Here is a 15,302-nt window from a genome sequence, read left to right on the forward strand (position 1 = left end):
ACTCAACGGCTGGGATCTACAGCGCAACCCGATATGCCCCCCCTCATCTGGCCGGATCTTCCGGCCCTGATATGACGGTAGCAGGATGAGCTGGCTACGTATTGCGGCCGGGATCGGAAAGAAACTCGAGCAGTATTCTATCTCCCCACCCAAGCGCGGCCCCGTGAACCGCGAGAGTGCCTCAGTCTCGATCTAGCTGGAGGCGGCGTCCGCCGAACGACTCTCGAAGCTCTTCCACAGCGCAGTCGCGACCGGACCGATGACGGGACGAGGCTGACGAAAGGCGAAGATCCCGGCCTCGAAGGCGAGATGCGTGTGCGGGAGAGCGATCTCCCGCAGTTCGCCCTTAGCCAACTCTCCGGCGATCATGTGCTCCGGCAGGCGACCCCAGCCCAGCCCGGCAAGCAGCAGCGCCTTCTTGGTGTGCAGGTCGCCGACATACCAGCGACGTTGGCCCTTCTGGACACCGAGTTCGCGGTCGAACAGGCCGCTGGCCGGGCCGCTGTCGCGGGCGATCACCTGGGTGAAGCGGCGCAGGTCCGACAGCCGCTCAGGCCCGTCCATCGCGTCGATCAGCGTGGGGGCCGCGACGTTGCGCATGACGATCCGGTCGACGGCGATGTAATCGAGACCTTCCTCCTCCAGCATCACCGGCAGCATCGGCGCGATGGCGAGCGCGGCCTCGCCCGTCTTCACCGCGCCGACCGCGCCCGAGAGCACCTCCGCGCGCAGCACCATTCGCGTCTCGGGGAAAACGGGCTGAAGCTCCGCCAACACCGGCGTCAGGAGCGCGGGATCGGTGCTCGCATCGACGGCGACAGTGATTGTCTCCTCCTGGCCCTTTTCGAAATGGCGCACGAGTTGCGACAGATCATCGGCCTCCGCCAGCACCCGAAGCGATTGAAGATAGACCCGCCGCCCGACAGCGGTCAGCTCGAGCCGGTAGCCGGAGCGGTCGAACAGCTCCGTCCCGGTCTGGAATTCCAGAGCCTTCAACGCTTGGCTCACCGCCGGCTGCGTGCGGTTGAGCCGCTCGGAAGCCGCCTTGACCGAGCCGGTCTCGACAACGGCGCACAGTACCTTCAGCTGATCGAGTTTCACCTCGGCCTCCTCTAAATCGTTTCTTATATGGATCGGTAGAAAGTATAAATATCAATAAAGTCGGGCTGCCCCTATCTCGGTCGCAACACCAGAGAAAGGCACCTTTCCATGACCCAGCACATCGCGATCATCGGCGGCGGCTATATCGGCGCCGAGCTTGCCAAATCCCTTGACGCCAAGGCCGAGGTGACGCTGATCGAACCGCGCAGCCACTTCGTCCATGCCCCGGCGATGATCCGCGGCGTGGTCGATCCCGCGCTGCTCGACCGGGCGCTCATTCCCTATGACAGCCTGCTGAAACGCGGCCGCGTCGTCCAGGCGCGCGCCATGTCGGTGAACGGCTCTGGCGTGACGCTGGAGGACGGACGGCACATCGCTGCGACCCAGGTGGTCGTCGCCACCGGCTCCGGCAACGCCGCGCCCTTCAAGCCCAAGGGTGACGACATCGCCGCCTTTCGGGCCGAGAACGCCCGCATTCATGCGTTATTGAAAGCCGCAAAGAGCGTCGCCATCGTCGGTGCCGGGGCTGTCGGCACCGAGCTTGCCGGGGAGATCGCCCATGCGATGCCTGGCAAAAGGATCACCCTGATATCGGATCAGCCGCGGCTGTTTCCTGACAAGCCGGCGGCCCTCGGCGCCGGCTTGGCCAAAAAGCTGCAACGGGCCGGTGTGCAGCTGATCCTCGGACAACGGGCCCAGAACCTCGAAAGCCTGTCGGAGCCCTATGCCGGCAGCCTGCGGCTGGCGGACGGGTCGGAGCATGAGTTCGATCTCATCTTCCCCGTGCTTGGGTCGCGCGCCAACTCGGATCTCCTGCAGGCCTTGCCGGGTGCACAGGTCAGCTCGGCTGGCCGCATCAAGGTTGACCCCTGGCTGCGGCCCGGCTCCTTTCCGAACGTCTTCGCTGCGGGCGACGTTGCCGATGCCGGCGACGCGATGACCATCGTGGCCACGAGCCGTCAGCTGCCCTGGCTGCGAAGGACCTTGCTGGGCCTCGGCAAGGGCAAGTCGCTCGAGGAGATGAAGCCCTATGCGCCGTGGGGCGAAAAGTCCCCGCTCCTCGTGCCGCTCGGCCCGAGACGGGGCAGCTCCTTTCTCGGCATCATGACCGTGGGTGACCTGCTGACGCGGAAGATGAAGGGGGAGGATCTTTTCGTGAAGAAATACAGGACCTTGCTCGGGCAACCATAAGACTTGAGCATGGTCGCCCGCGTTCAACCTGAAATCCCTGCCAGCGCGCGTTTACCCCAATAGGCCTCCAGCCGCGCGTTGGCGTTGGTGTCGATCACCAGAATGACCGCCACCATGGCAATGGTCGTGACCAGGCTCGCCCGCCACAGAGGCGACTCGAAGCAGGGGATCGCCGGCGCGCAAACAGCGGTGGTCAGGGGGATGATCCTGAACACGGCGATCCGGTATTCGTTCGACGCCCTGTCGGCACGCGCGATCTCGTCTGCGACGAAGCCGGCGGCATCGGTGGCATAGGCCGCCTGGGAGCGCGTCAGCCAAGCTTGCCTCTTCGTCCGCAAGGCCAGCCTTGCTTGGAACTGCTTGGGGCCCGGCTAGTTCGTCGAACCAGCTCAGCTTATGGAAGGGCACGGCCAGACCCCGCCTTCTACGAGCTGGCCAGTGCCCCGGGATAGCCCGACTTGCCTCATACTCTCCAAGGCCCCATGGGGGCTTCGCTGGAGTTGCATACCGGCCAAGCACGTCGTCGAATGGCCGGAGGGCAATTCGAGGCGCATATGCTGGATCTTCCGAACACGTCGATCATCGAAGGCAACGCGATCAGGTGGGGGAGCTGCGGCGACGGTCCGCCGCTGGTCGCCATCCACGGCACGCCGTTCTCCTCGCAGGTCTGGCGCAGGATCGCGCCGCAACTCGCCGATCGCAGGACAATCTACTACTTCGACCTCGTTGGCTACGGACAGTCCGAGATGCGCGACGGTCAGGACGTATCTTTGGCGGTGCAGAACCGCGTCCTCGCAGCTCTGTTCAAGGAGTGGGAGATCGCGCGACCGGATGTCCTCGCGCATGACTTCGGAGGGGCCACCGCCCTGCGGGCCTATTATCTCGACGGTCTGCGCTACGCCTCGCTGACGATCTTCGATGCCGTGGCGCTGGCGCCCTGGGGGTCGCCATTCGTCCAGCATGTCAGGCAACACGAGGCCGCGTTTTCGGGGATGCCCGCCTACATGCATGATGCGCTTCTCGCCGCCTATCTGCAGACGGCGGCCCATGCCCCGCTCTCCGACGAGGCCATCGAGATCTACAGCGCCCCTTGGCGCGGGCCGGTCGGCCAGTCCGCCTTCTATCGGCAGATCGCCCAGATGGATCAGCGCCATACCGACGAGGTGCAGGGCCTCTATGGCAGGATGGATTGCCCCGTCACCGTACTCTGGGGACAGGAAGATGGCTGGCTTCCCCCTGCGCAGGGGGATGCCCTGGCGGCGCTGATTTCGGACCGCGCCTGTGTCCCCATCGAAGGTGCGGGGCATCTCGTTCAGGAGGATCGGCCGGAAGCGATCGTGGCGGCGGTTCTGAAGCAGATAAGGGCTGGCTGACGGCAGATGCGAGCCGGACGGCCTGCGCCGTCACCCTGCCCCGTCGGATGTCTGGCGGACCGGTGGCCGAGCCGGTGATACGGCTTCGTCATGCATCACCTCCTTCGCGGCAGGGGTCGCACGGTAATGCTTTATTAAGGGCGGCAACACGCTATGTAGGGCGGTGCTGCCAGGTTCGGGGCCAGCCCGAACGGCGTACTGAAAGGTCACCATGCTCGACGCTCCCAGCTTGTCCGGCAGGTCCATCCTGCACGCGATCCCGGTGCCTGCGATCATCATGTCGACCAATCTCGAGATCATCGACGTCAATGCGGCGTTCGAGTCCGCCGTGGCGCGCCAGCGCGCCACCTTGCTCGACCGCCCGCTGTTCGACGAGTTCCCGCCGCGCCCCGAGACCCCCAACCTCGAAGCGACGATCCGGGCATCGGTCGCGCGTGCGGTCGACACGCGGAAGACCGACGCGCTGGAGCCGGGACGGCACGACATCGTCATGTCGGATGGCGGCTTCGAGACCCGTTACTGGCGGCTGTCGCACTCCCCGGTGATCGAGGGGGGCGAGGTCACCTGCGTTCTGCAGCTGGTCGAGGACGTCACCGCCGAGGTGACGCGGCAGCTGCTTCTCGACGCGCGCGAGCGCACCGCCGAGGAAGGCGCCGCGCTGGCGTTCTGGGACCTGAACCTCGTGACCGGCAAGCTCGTCCGCTCGGGCGGCGTCGACACCATGCACGGCTTTGCCCCCGGCGAGGTCGGAGAGGACATTGAGCCGTTCATCGAACGGGTCCATCCCGAGGATCGCGATCGGGTGCGGATGGAGGTGTTCTCCGCCGCCGAGCAGGGCCCGGGTCCGACCAATCTCGAGCACCGGCTGCTCCTGCCCGACGGCACGATGCGCTGGATCTCGGCGCGCGGCGAGATCCTGCCCGGCCCGGTGAATGGCGAGCCGCATCTCGTCGGCATGGTCGTCGACATCACCGAGTTCCGGCAGAACGAGGAACGGCTGAAGACGGCGCTCGCCAACCAGAAGATCCTGCTCGACGAGGTCAATCATCGGGTCAAGAACTCGCTCCAGATGGTGGCGAGCCTGCTCAGCCTGGAAAGCGGCCGGGCCTCGCCCGAGACCCGCGAAAGGCTCATGTCCGCAAGCATCCGGGTCAACGCGATCGCCACGATCCATGCCAGCCTCTACCTCGATGGCGACGTGACCAGCGTGGCCGTCGACCAGCAACTGCGCGACCTGTGCGATCACGTCGCGGCCTCTTCGGGTTGCGACGTTCGCGGCATCACGATCGATCTCGACCTCGCGCCGATCCGGCTCTGCCCGAACCAGGCGATCAGCCTGTCGATCATCGTGAACGAGCTGATCACCAACGCCCTCAAGCACGCCTTCCCCGGCCGAGCCGACGGGAAGGTGCAGGTGCGCCTGACGCGCGACGAGACCGCGGATGAACTCGTGCTGACGGTCACCGATGACGGCACCGGTCCGTCCGAAGCCGCAGGTGGACAGGCCGGGCGGAGCTCCGGCCTGGGCCAGCGGCTGATCCATATGTCGGCCCGCCAGATCGGCGGCCGGATCGAGCAGTCGAGGTCGCCGGAAGGGTGGCGCACCACCCTCCGCTTCCCGGTTCCGGGCTGAGCCCGGCATGCGCATCCTCATCGTCGAAGACGAGGTCTTCATCGCTCTCGACCTCGAAATGCAGATCCTGGACATGGGCTACGAGGTCGTGGGGATCGCCGCGACGAAAGAGACGGCGATCGAGATCGCATGCGCGCAGGTCCCGGACCTCGCCCTCGTGGACCTGCATCTGGCAGGCCCCTCGAGCGGGGCGGAAGCGGCGGCCTTCCTGCGGGCCGAACTGGGCGTTCCGTCGATCATCGTCAGCGGCAGCCTGCACGAGTTGACGGAGCTGGACATCGCCTCCATCGCGCCGGTCTCCCTGCTGGGCAAGCCATTCAGCCCGGTGAAGCTGCAGGCCGCGATACGCGACGCAGACACCGGTCGCCATCGGTGACGATGCCGGACAAACCACTTCCGATGCCAAGCGTCTCGACTTGGCCGCAATACGAGGATAGCTCTGTTTTCATGGATAATGGAGGGGCGCGGTGAAGCACTTGGAGTCCCTCTTCGATCGCGCGCTCGATGCCGTGGTCGGAATGGACGAAGCAGGTCTGGTCGTCGCCTGGAACGGTGCGGCGGAGGAGATGTTCGGCTGGTCCCGCGCGGACGCGATGGGATCTTCGATGGGCGACCTGATCGTGCCGCCCCAACATCGCGAAGGCCATGCGCGCGGACTGGAACGCTACAACCGCACAGGTGAAGGGCCGGTTCTCGAACAGCGGGTCCGGATCACCGCCCTGCATCGCGACGGCGCCGAGTTTCCCATCGAACTGTCGATCTTCCCCATGCCCGGCGATGGCGGCGGGCGGATCTTCTACGCCTTCATCCGCAGCATGGTCGCCGAAGAAACCGCGCGCCGCGCCCAGGAGTTGCGGGCCCGCGAGGGAGAGGCGCTGCTCGCCGTCGCGCAGAAGCTTCTGGACGACGTCTCGCTCGACGAGTTCACGCAGTTCTGCCTCGACAACGTCTGCGCCGTGTCCGGGATGGAGGCGGGGCATTTCCACGTCGTGCGCGGGCGTGGCCCCCATGCGTGCCTGCACCCCACCGGCATCTGGCACTTGGCGGACCCACGTTTCCAGCCGGTGGTCGAGGCCACGAGCGTGGTGCGGTTCGGCCTCGGAGAGGGCCTGCCGGGACGTGCCTGGCAATCGGGTCAGCTGCAGTCGCTCGACGATCTCGCATCGTCCTGCCAGTTCGTCCGCCGCAGCGTGTTCGAGAAGGTCGGGCTGTCCCGCGCGGTCGCCCTGCCCGTCCGGCAAGGCGGGCAGATCCACGGCGTGCTCGAGTTCTTCGGGACCTCCAAGGCCCGGCTCGATCCGGAGATCCTCCGGATGCTCGAGACCATCGGAAGCCAGATCGGCGTCGCGATCCGGCGCAAGGAGAACGCGGAGCACCGCGAGACGTTGCGCCGCGAGATGAGCCACCGGGTGGGCAACAGTCTCTCGGTGCTGGCCTCGATCTATCGCAGCTGCTCGCGCGAGGCCCGGACCAAGGAAGAGCTGGACGAGGCCTTCCTGGGGCGCCTCGTGGCGGTGGGTCAGGCCAATCGCCTGGCTGTCGAGGATGCCAGCGAGAGCGTGGCATTGCCGGCGCTGATCGAGGAGGCGATCAGCATCCTCCCCGAGCGGAACAGGATCACCATCGAGGCGCCAGACATGACGGTCGACCGGGACAGCGTCATGCCGCTGGCGCTGATCCTGAACGAACTCGCCACCAACGCGCTGAAACATGGCAGCTCCTGCGAAGACAGCCGTCTTGTCGTCGCGGCCCGCTTCGGCGAGGGGCGCGACGAACTGGTCCTTGAATGGCACGAGCATCGCGCCGTCCCGTTGACCGTCCCGCCGCCGACGCCCGAGCGTGTCGGCTTCGGCACGAAGCTCATGCAGCACATGGTCGAGGGCCGGTTGGGCGGCAGCTTCGAGCGGCGCCTCGACGAAACCGGCTTCTGCGTGGTGATGAAGCTGCCACGCGAGCGCATCGAGGCGCTGCCTGATACCGACCTGATGGCCTGAACCCAGAAAGCGGCGCCTGCTGGGACGGCAGCCTGCCGCAGGTCGTGGGAGCACGGTCCGGGGCATTCTTGATCCGATGAAAGCCTACTGGCGCGGTCGGATCACGCATCCTCCGTGGTCGGCATGGTCAGGTGGACCCGCAACCCGCCATTCTTGCGATTGGCGAAGCGCAACTCTCCGCCATGGTCCTCCACGATCGCCTGCGCGATGGCGAGGCCGAGGCCATGGCCGCCCCCTTCCCGATCGGACCCGCTGGCGCCCCCCTTCTTGAACGGCAGCAGCAGTCGCGGCAGGTCCCCTTCGGGGATGCCCGGCCCGCAATCCTCGATGATCACCTCCGCCAACCGGCCTTTCCGGGCCACGACGACCTGGGCGGAGTGCCCGTATTTCACGGCGTTCTCGATGAGGTTGAGAATAGCGCGCTTCATCGCCACGCGCTTGCACCTGACGATGAGGCCGGTTTTGCAGTCATAATCCACCGGTGCGCCGCAATCCGCGAGATCGTCGCAGATCGTGCTGACCAGCGCACCCAGATCTACCTTCGAGCGGTGCTCCCCCTCATGCGAGGCATGCGCATAGGCCAAGAAGCCGCCGATCGAGGTGTTCATGTCGTCGATCGTGCCGAGGATCCTGGTCTGGTCTTCGCTGGCGGGCATCGCTTCGACGCGAAGCCGGATCTGGGTCAGCGGCGTGCGCAGATCGTGCGATATCGCCGCCAGCATTCCGGTCCGGCTCTGGATCAGCTGACGCAGCCGCGCCTGCATCCGATTAAAGGCGCGGGCCGCCTGCGACACCTCCTGCGGCCCCGAGACCGGCAAGGGCGAGCTGGAGAGGTCCTGGCCCAGCGCCTCGGCGGCCTGGGCAAAGCGCGCGAGCGGGCGCGTGACCCGCCCCACCAGCCAGAAGGCGACGAGGGCAATCCCGATCACTGCGGAAATGAGGTTGGCCATGAGCAGCCCCGGCGACAGCGGCACCGGGGTGCTGAAGGTCCCGAGGAAGTTGATCCATTCCTCCGGCCCGTGTCGGATGGAAACGAGGAGGCCGGGGCCATCCTGCGGCAGATCGATCGCCGCCGCCGGCGAACCAAGGCGGTTGGTGGGGTCGAACTCCGGCGGGCTGATCGCGTCCGAGACCCGCTCCAGCATGCGCACCTGCATCTCGTTGTCGGCGATCCGGGGCACCTGGGTGCGCAGATAAGCAAGCACGCCGCTCTCCTCCTCGGACATCTCTGCCTGGAGCGGGGGAGAGGTACTGCTGGTCCAGACCCGGAAGGCGCGGCTGTCGGAGAGCTGCACGACCTCGCCCCGCCAGGAGGGCGGAAGGTCGCGCAGCAGGCGGCTGATGCCGGCGGCCCGCTCGGCGAGATCAACTGCCTCGGTCAGCTCCAGCGCACCCTGCCGGTCGACATGATAGAAGGCGTAGCCGACCAGGTGCGACAACACGAAACTGGCCACGATGATGGCCGTGGTCTGCGCACGCATGCTGCGCCAGTTCATGAAAGCACGTCCGGCGTGAACAGGTAGCCGTCGCCCCAGATCGTCTTGATGATCCGGGGTGATTTCGGATCGTCGCCCAGCTTCTTGCGCAGCCGGCTGACCTGAATGTCGATGCTCCGATCCGAGATGATGGCCGACCGGCCGCGCGTGGCGTCGAGGAGTTTCTCGCGTGACAGCGTAACCTGCGGCCAGGTCAGGAAGGCCAGGAGCAGCTCGTATTCCGCGCCGCTCAGCAGCACGATCACCTCGTCATCCGAGATGAGCTCCCGCTTCGCGGTATCCAGCCGCCAGCCTTCGAAGCGGATGAAGCGGTCGGGACGCGGGCTGTCGTTCGGGCTGGCCGGAGAGGTGCGCCGCATCACGGCCTTGATGCGCGCGAGGAGTTCGCGGCCATGAAACGGCTTGGGGAGGTAATCGTCGGCGCCCATCTCGAGGCCCAGAACCCGGTCAAAATCGTCGCCCTTCGCGGTGAGCATGATGATCGGGGTGAGATCGCCCTCCCCGCGCAGCGCCCGGCAGAAGCTGAGCCCATCCTCCCCCGGCAGCATCAGGTCGAGCACGATGAGGGAGACCGAGCGATCCGCCAGCCGCGCCCTGGCCTGGGCGGTATCGGGCGCCTCGCTGACCCGGTAGCCCTCGCGGGACAGCACCTGCCCCACGAGCTGGCGGATCTCGGCGTCGTCGTCCACGACGAGGATGTTCGAAGCGGCGGTGGTCATGAGTCGCGTGCCTGGGAAGAGGGAATCTCCTTCAAGCCATTAGCAGATCTCCGACGCCGCCCTCGTTCAATTCCACGAACTCGGCGGCGGGAAACGCTGCCGACACATCTTGTCACAATTCGCCACGATGAGGCGGAAGTTCCCGACGCCGACTGTCCTATTCAGGTCCAGACCGCTTCGGGTACGAGAGGTAGACGCATGCAGCAGATGGTACGTACCACCAAACCATCGACTTCATACATCTCCCGTGCCTCGGGCGGCCGCACCAGATCCCTGGTCCTGCCTCAGGCGGGTGCCGGGGCAAACCGGAGAGACGCGGCGGACATCCCGCAGGATGCACCCTGTCAGGCGCCCTGCAGGGCCGACCCGTCCTTCACCGCTGTCGGTCGTGCCGTACCACGTCCCCGCCAGGGGTCGGCGTCCGACCTGGCCGACCGACTGCGCCGCGTCCAGCAGCGCCAGCAGGCACGCTTCGCCGCGTTGCCCTCATCGATGAAGGAGGATTTTCACATACTCATGTGGCACCAGCACCGGCTCCGCGCCAACCAGGCCGCGCATGATGCAGCCCTTGCCCGCCTGAAGCGCTCTGCTGCGCCACAATCCTGACGACCGCCTGTCAACTGCCTACCGCCTTCGGCGGACCAAGGCCTGTCCCGCCTTGGTCCGCCTTTTTTCGAGACCCATCCATGACCATCGCGCCCCGCAGCCTGCCAAGAACCATCGTTCCCCAGATCACCTGGGCCCAGAGCCTTCTCGGCAAGGTCCGCGCTTTCAAGGAGCCGGAACGTACCGGTGCCTTGGATGCGCAACTCCAATTGCCGACCCACGAGCTTCTCGCCGCCCTGCGCTCCGGCCATTCCATCTCGGCAGGCCTGCGGCGGATCGGAGGGCAGCACCTGCCCTATTACCGCGTCTGGGTGGACACCTCCGCGCCGATCACGCGCTTTCGGGTGCTCGAAGCCAATCCGGCCCTGCTGAGATGGGTCGGGCGGAGCGACACCGGCTTCGATGTCCTGCAACTTCCTCTTTCGGGCTTTCAATATCACTGGCGCAGCGACCTCGCCCGGGTGCAGGAGGGAAAGGTCGCGCTGGTCAGCCAGACCCATCTCGTCAGAAGCGGTGGCGATCTGGAGGTCGACCATGTCGCGTCCCCCATGCCCCGCTGCGAGCAGGGTCCGGTGATCGAGGGCTGCCTGGTCCTGCCCCCGGCCGACGGGGCCGACATGATGCCCCCGGTCTGGGAGAAGGTCCTGATCGCGCGGCGGCTGACGCCATGCCGGTTGCTGTCCTAGGATTCGCCGGGCCATCCGGCGCCGAGATGTGACCTTGCGGGATTGCAGCTTCGCGCACGCTGGGAGGCGGGCCGTCGCTACTCTCCGGCCTCGGCAATGATCCAGTCCCGAAACGCCGCGACCTCTGGCCGCTGCGCCGCACCGCGATCGAGCACGAGGTGATGGTGGAGATCCGAAATCGTGATCTCCTCAACCGGCCGGACGAGCCGTCCAGCGGCGAGGTCGTCGGCGACAAGAGAGGATCGTACGAGGGCAAAGCCCTGCCCCGCGCGGCAGGCATCCATCATCTCGGCGAAGGAGTCGAACTCCCCACCCGTCGGATCCGCGAGATGCTGCCTGATCCAAGGCTCGCCTGCGGCGGCTTCGCCGAAGATCTGGACCAGCCAACGCTGCCAATCGAGCACCGTGTGACGCCCGCCCCTGTAGCGCAGCAAGGGGGCGGCTCCGAAGGCCTTTGTCGCGGGGAGCCGGTCCGCGAGCGCGGGGGCGCAGACCGCGAACTCCTCCTCGAGCCCCAGACGCCGGCTGTCGAGGTCCGGGCTCCCGCCGCCGAGCCAGATGGCGATATCCGCTTCTCCGGCACGCAGATCCGCGCGCCGGTAATCCATCGTCAGGCTGACGCCAATTCCGGGATGGGCCTTGAGGAACCGCTCGAGCCGCGGCGCCAGCCACTGCGTGCCGAATTCGGGCGTGCTCTGGACCACGAGCCGCCCGGTCATCCCTGCCCGGCGCGCCGTGGCGAAGCCGTCGCGCAGAAGCGCCAGACCGCCCTCGACCGAGGGCAGCAGCGCCTGACCGAGCGGCGTGAGCGAAGCACCTGAGCGGCTTCGGACCAGAACCGGCTGCCCGACGAAGGCCTCGAGCTGCGCGATCTGGTGACTGACTGCGGTCTGCGTCAGGCCCAGCGCCTCGGCCGCCCTGGTGAAATTGCGAAGCTCCGCCACCGCCGCAAAGACGCGGAGGCAGGTCATCGAAGGAAGCGCCGTGGATTCGAGTATCATGAGCAGGATTGATGGATGCCATGTCGTCTATCCGTTTCACTCAAGCGCAGGGCCCGTCGATGATCAAGCCGAAGAATGGATCATCAGAGGAGTACGCCCGTGTTCGGCATCATGTTTCGCATCATTAGACATAACAGGCGCAGCCCCTCCTGCAACGCGCATCTGCGGCGCGATATCGGCCTGCCCGAGGAGATGCATAAGGATTTCGAATGGCAATACCCTCTTTTGCTCAGGTGAAGGGCCAGCGCTCCGCGTGTCGATGAAAGCCCCAGTGCTGTGGCGGTGGTGACGTCATCGGGGTCGGATCACGCGACAGACCCGAATGCGATGACAAGGACGCCTAATGACCGGACTCACTGCCTAGCCTGAACGGCCCCCGTTACCTGTGGCGCGTTGGCACGGACCGATGCGCCGTTCCGCCCGGTGATCGCGGGCGCCTCGCGAATGAGTGCCGGATCGGTCAGCGCCGTTACCATGAACAGCGCGAAATCGGTGCGCCGGGTCAGGTTGCTCGCGAGGATGGGGTCGCCCACATGCCGGGCCCAGACCGGCAGGCCCTCGCTCTCGCCCTCCTCCAGGTCGGAGCCGCGCACCACGGTCCAATCGCGGCTCGACGCGAAGACGAGATCCGTCGCGCGGACCTGGTCGTCGAGATCGACGAGCCGCAGCGCCTTCAGGATCGGGCCGCCGATCGCAACGATGGCACGGATCTTCCAGCCGTAGCGATCCCTGCCGTCGCGGCTGATGTGCCAGCCGCAGGAGAAGATCAGCCGCGCTTCGGGCGGGGCGAGGTCGAGCACGGCGCGCGCGGTGCCCGAGGCGTAGTCCTGCACCCCCCAGGGCGCGAGGACCACCAGCACGCCGTCGCAGCCTTCGGTGGCCTTGGCGATCACCGCCCGATCGGCGGTGCGGCCGGGATGGATGGTGATGCGGCCCGCGAACCTGTCGAGCTTGCCGACGCTTTCGGGACGGCAGACGCCGGTCACCTCGTAGCCGCGAGCGAGCGCGTGTTCGACGATGTATTGCCCGAGCTTGCCCGAAATGCCGACGATGCAGATGCGCTTCATGTTGAGTCTCCTTGAGGTGTGGGGATCAAACCGCGGCAGCGTGCCGTCGCGGCGCCCGCGGGCCACGGGTCAGCAGCCACAGCGCGAAACCGAGCTCGGCCAGCGTCACCACGATCAGCAGCGCGACCTTCACCGCCGCCAGCACCGTCGCTTCGGGAAAGGCGAACATCTGCACGCTGTCGAGGAGATAGCCCGTGCCACCCACGATCAGTCCCGCGCCGATGATCCGCGGATAGAGGCCGGAGCGCGCCACCAGCGTGCCCAGCAGGATCAGGTGAAGGCAGAAGAAGAGCTGCCAGATCCAGACGCCCGCGTCATGGACGTGGCGCATCAGCCCAGCCAGTTCGATGCGCTGGGCCGCGTCGAAGCTTTGGAGCGGCACCGTCCCGTCGGCTAGCGCCAGCGACGCCGCGTGAAAGAACAGCATGGCCGCCATCACCGCGACCATCATCAGCCGCGCATAGGCCGCCGCAAGCGACAGCGTCGCGTTCACCGGGCGGAACATGTGGTAGAGCATTGCTGTGACCAGCACCTCGGCGGTCATCATCACCACATCGCCAAGGAGGCCGGCGTGAAACAGGCCGCGCCGGTCCGCGATGTTGGCGAAGGTAGCGGCCGGGTCGCCATCGACGTTCAACGCCCCCGGCACGTAGAGGATCGAGAAGCCGCCGGCGACGGCGATGACGAGATAAAGCGCCCCGGTCACGCGGGTATAGGCGCGTGAAGAAGGGTCCTGAAAGGGATGCATGAGCGGCCTCCTGTCAGTCGAGAGCTGCGGAATGACCCTGTTCTACGCTCCTCCGTCCATGCAGAGAATTGACCGGTATTGCCGAGCTGATATGCAGAAATGCATGGATTGGCGCAGCGTTACCTTTGATTGGAACCGGGCTCGGGCCTTTCTGGTGACGGCCGAGGAAGGCTCGCTCTCCGCCGCTGCCCGCGCCCTGAAACTGGCGCAGCCCACGCTGGGCCGGCAGGTCGAAGCGCTCGAGGCGGAGCTTGGCGTGGCGCTGTTCGAACGCTCCGGCCGAGGGCTGCGCCTCTCCCCCGCCGGGCACGAGCTTCTGGAGCATGCCCGGCTCATGGGCGAGGGCGCGCGCGCGCTGTCGCTGGCGGCCTGGGGCCAGACCGAGGCGCTGGAAGGCGAGGTGGCGATCTCGGCCTCCGACGCCTATGCCAGCTACCTGCTGCCACCGATACTCGAACGCCTGCACGCTTCCGAGCCGCGTATTCGGATTGAGGTCGTCGTCTCCAACGACCTCTCCGACCTGTCGCGGCGCGAGGCCGACATCGCGGTGCGCAACGTCCGGCCCACCGAGCCCGACCTGATCGCGCGCAAGGTCCGCGACGCAATGGCCCGGCTCTACGCGGCCCCCGGATATCTCGACCGCATCGGGCGGCCACAGACAAAGATTGGTTTTTCGGGGGCCGAGTTCATCGAAATCGACGCGAAGGGCAGCCTCATGAACCTGCTCAACGCGCATGGCTTTGCCCTCGAGACGGCCAATTTTCCCTATCGCTGTCGCAACTTCACCGTGATGTGGGAGATGGTGCGCCGGGGAATGGGGATTGGCATCCTCGACGATCGCATCGGCGACGCCGACCCGGCGGTCGAGCGCGCCGCGCCGGATTTCGAGCCGATCGCCTTTCCGGTCTGGCTCGTCGCGCATCGAGACATCGCGCGATCCCGCCGGTTGCGGGTGGTCTTCGATGCGCTGGCGGAAGGGCTGGGGACGACGACAGGCGAAGGTAGCGGCTAGCCTGTTCGTGTTCAGGCCGCCGCAGGTATCCCCACGCCCTCCTCGCCAAGGATCGGCTTTCAGCGCCGTGACCGCGTCAGCAGGGCCCATGTCCGCAGGTCGAGCAGTACCTTGACCGTCACCGCCAGGATCGACGCACAGAGCACGACCTTGGAAACCGTCCCCATCGTCCCCTCGATCAGCAGCGCATGCACGACGCTGCCCAGAACCACCACCATCACCAACGACGTATGACCGAGCCTCCAGACTCTCGGGCGAAGGCGCAGCCGTCGGCGCAGGGCAGCTAGGGACGCGGCGGCGAAGACGGCCCACATGGCGATGACGCCCCAGGCGGAGAACGGCGTCGGCGATACGAAGAGCAAGGCGTCGATCACGTCTGGCGGGCTGGTCAGCAAGAGCCCGGCGACATGGAGCGCGACCGCCGTCACCAGCGCCGCGCCGACCCAGCGATGCAGGCGTCGACCGCGCGGCCTCGGCAGACCGGGCAGATATCCCCCGACCAGTAGCGGCTGAAAGAGAACGAGCGTCATGGCGACGACGCCCGCTAGGCCGGCGGCGATATAGACCGGGCTGCGCCAGGCCAGCAGCGGACTGTTGGCCGCTATGGCGACCGGCACGATGATGGCAACCGCGAGAGCGCCCCAGATCAGGACCGCACGCGTCGAAGCCAAGGGG

Annotated in this window: 16 protein-coding genes; 8 read left to right on the forward strand and 8 right to left on the reverse strand. The window is 66.7% G+C overall.

Translation table 11 applies throughout. The features are described from left to right. Positions 1 to 192: 192 nt before the first annotated feature. Positions 193 to 1,101, reverse strand: a complete 909-nt coding sequence (locus tag T8T21_RS04890; RefSeq protein WP_322337024.1) for a LysR family transcriptional regulator — start codon at positions 1,099 to 1,101, stop codon at positions 193 to 195. A 108-nt stretch (positions 1,102 to 1,209) separates the two neighbouring features. Here T8T21_RS04890 and T8T21_RS04895 point away from each other — a divergent pair, with 108 nt between their 5' ends. After that, on the forward strand, positions 1,210 to 2,292 hold the full coding sequence (locus T8T21_RS04895) for an NAD(P)/FAD-dependent oxidoreductase (protein ID WP_322337025.1): 1,083 nt from the start codon (positions 1,210 to 1,212) through the stop codon (positions 2,290 to 2,292). Positions 2,293 to 2,315: 23 nt separating this feature from the next. Here T8T21_RS04895 and T8T21_RS04900 read toward each other — a convergent pair whose 3' ends face one another. Further along, positions 2,316 to 2,630: a hypothetical protein gene (locus tag T8T21_RS04900; protein ID WP_322337026.1), complete on the reverse strand. Its 315-nt coding sequence runs from the start codon at positions 2,628 to 2,630 to the stop codon at positions 2,316 to 2,318. A gap of 216 nt (positions 2,631 to 2,846) precedes the next feature. Between T8T21_RS04900 and T8T21_RS04905 the strand changes: the two genes are divergently transcribed. The 4 genes from T8T21_RS04905 (at position 2,847) to T8T21_RS04920 (ending at position 7,292) form a co-directional block, all read left to right on the forward strand. Then, positions 2,847 to 3,665 carry an alpha/beta fold hydrolase gene (locus tag T8T21_RS04905; protein WP_322337027.1) on the forward strand — a complete coding sequence of 273 codons (819 nt, stop codon included), beginning with the start codon at positions 2,847 to 2,849 and terminating at the stop codon, positions 3,663 to 3,665. Positions 3,666 to 3,876: 211 nt separating this feature from the next. Next, positions 3,877 to 5,298 carry a sensor histidine kinase gene (locus T8T21_RS04910; RefSeq protein ID WP_322337028.1) on the forward strand — a complete coding sequence of 474 codons (1,422 nt, stop codon included), beginning with the start codon at positions 3,877 to 3,879 and terminating at the stop codon, positions 5,296 to 5,298. Between the two features lie 7 nt (positions 5,299 to 5,305). Next, a complete protein-coding gene (locus T8T21_RS04915) occupies positions 5,306 to 5,674 on the forward strand; it encodes a response regulator (RefSeq protein ID WP_183469483.1) in 369 nt (122 codons plus the stop codon). Positions 5,675 to 5,765: 91 nt separating this feature from the next. Next, positions 5,766 to 7,292, forward strand: coding sequence for a GAF domain-containing protein (locus T8T21_RS04920; RefSeq protein WP_322337029.1), 1,527 nt, complete (start codon positions 5,766 to 5,768; stop codon positions 7,290 to 7,292). Positions 7,293 to 7,393: 101 nt separating this feature from the next. Here T8T21_RS04920 and T8T21_RS04925 read toward each other — a convergent pair whose 3' ends face one another. Both T8T21_RS04925 and T8T21_RS04930 read right to left on the reverse strand, forming a co-directional pair. Then, the gene (locus T8T21_RS04925) at positions 7,394 to 8,788 is read right to left on the reverse strand and encodes an ATP-binding protein (protein WP_322337030.1); all 1,395 of its coding nucleotides are present in this window, start codon (positions 8,786 to 8,788) and stop codon (positions 7,394 to 7,396) included. Further along, positions 8,785 to 9,507 carry a response regulator gene (locus T8T21_RS04930; RefSeq protein WP_322337031.1) on the reverse strand — a complete coding sequence of 241 codons (723 nt, stop codon included), beginning with the start codon at positions 9,505 to 9,507 and terminating at the stop codon, positions 8,785 to 8,787. The genes T8T21_RS04925 and T8T21_RS04930 overlap by 4 nt, the downstream gene beginning before the upstream one ends. 686 nt (positions 9,508 to 10,193) lie before the next feature. On the opposite strand from T8T21_RS04930, the gene T8T21_RS04935 reads away from it, so the two are divergent. Beyond that, positions 10,194 to 10,799: a hypothetical protein gene (locus T8T21_RS04935; protein WP_322337032.1), complete on the forward strand. Its 606-nt coding sequence runs from the start codon at positions 10,194 to 10,196 to the stop codon at positions 10,797 to 10,799. Positions 10,800 to 10,876: 77 nt separating this feature from the next. On the opposite strand, the gene T8T21_RS04940 is transcribed toward T8T21_RS04935, so the two are convergent. Then, a complete protein-coding gene (locus T8T21_RS04940; RefSeq protein WP_322337033.1) occupies positions 10,877 to 11,800 on the reverse strand; it encodes a LysR substrate-binding domain-containing protein in 924 nt (307 codons plus the stop codon). Between the two features lie 99 nt (positions 11,801 to 11,899). Between T8T21_RS04940 and T8T21_RS04945 the strand changes: the two genes are divergently transcribed. Beyond that, positions 11,900 to 12,037, forward strand: coding sequence for a hypothetical protein (locus tag T8T21_RS04945; RefSeq protein ID WP_322337034.1), 138 nt, complete (start codon positions 11,900 to 11,902; stop codon positions 12,035 to 12,037). A gap of 116 nt (positions 12,038 to 12,153) precedes the next feature. Here T8T21_RS04945 and T8T21_RS04950 read toward each other — a convergent pair whose 3' ends face one another. Both T8T21_RS04950 and T8T21_RS04955 read right to left on the reverse strand, forming a co-directional pair. Further along, positions 12,154 to 12,867, reverse strand: a complete 714-nt coding sequence (locus T8T21_RS04950) for an NAD(P)-dependent oxidoreductase (RefSeq protein ID WP_322337035.1) — start codon at positions 12,865 to 12,867, stop codon at positions 12,154 to 12,156. Positions 12,868 to 12,892: 25 nt separating this feature from the next. After that, entirely contained in the window at positions 12,893 to 13,615 is a 723-nt protein-coding gene (locus T8T21_RS04955; protein WP_322337036.1) for a DUF4386 domain-containing protein, read from the reverse strand. Positions 13,616 to 13,718: 103 nt separating this feature from the next. Between T8T21_RS04955 and T8T21_RS04960 the strand changes: the two genes are divergently transcribed. Beyond that, positions 13,719 to 14,627 (forward strand): LysR family transcriptional regulator, encoded by a 909-nt coding sequence (locus T8T21_RS04960; protein ID WP_322337037.1) that lies wholly within the window; start codon positions 13,719 to 13,721, stop codon positions 14,625 to 14,627. Positions 14,628 to 14,686: 59 nt separating this feature from the next. On the opposite strand, the gene T8T21_RS04965 is transcribed toward T8T21_RS04960, so the two are convergent. Continuing rightward, positions 14,687 to 15,298, reverse strand: coding sequence for a ferric reductase-like transmembrane domain-containing protein (locus T8T21_RS04965; protein WP_322337038.1), 612 nt, complete (start codon positions 15,296 to 15,298; stop codon positions 14,687 to 14,689). Positions 15,299 to 15,302: the final 4 nt, after the last annotated feature.

The sequence above is a fragment of the Limimaricola variabilis genome (assembly GCF_034371605.1).
Taxonomy (GTDB): Bacteria; Pseudomonadota; Alphaproteobacteria; order Rhodobacterales; family Rhodobacteraceae; genus Limimaricola; species Limimaricola variabilis.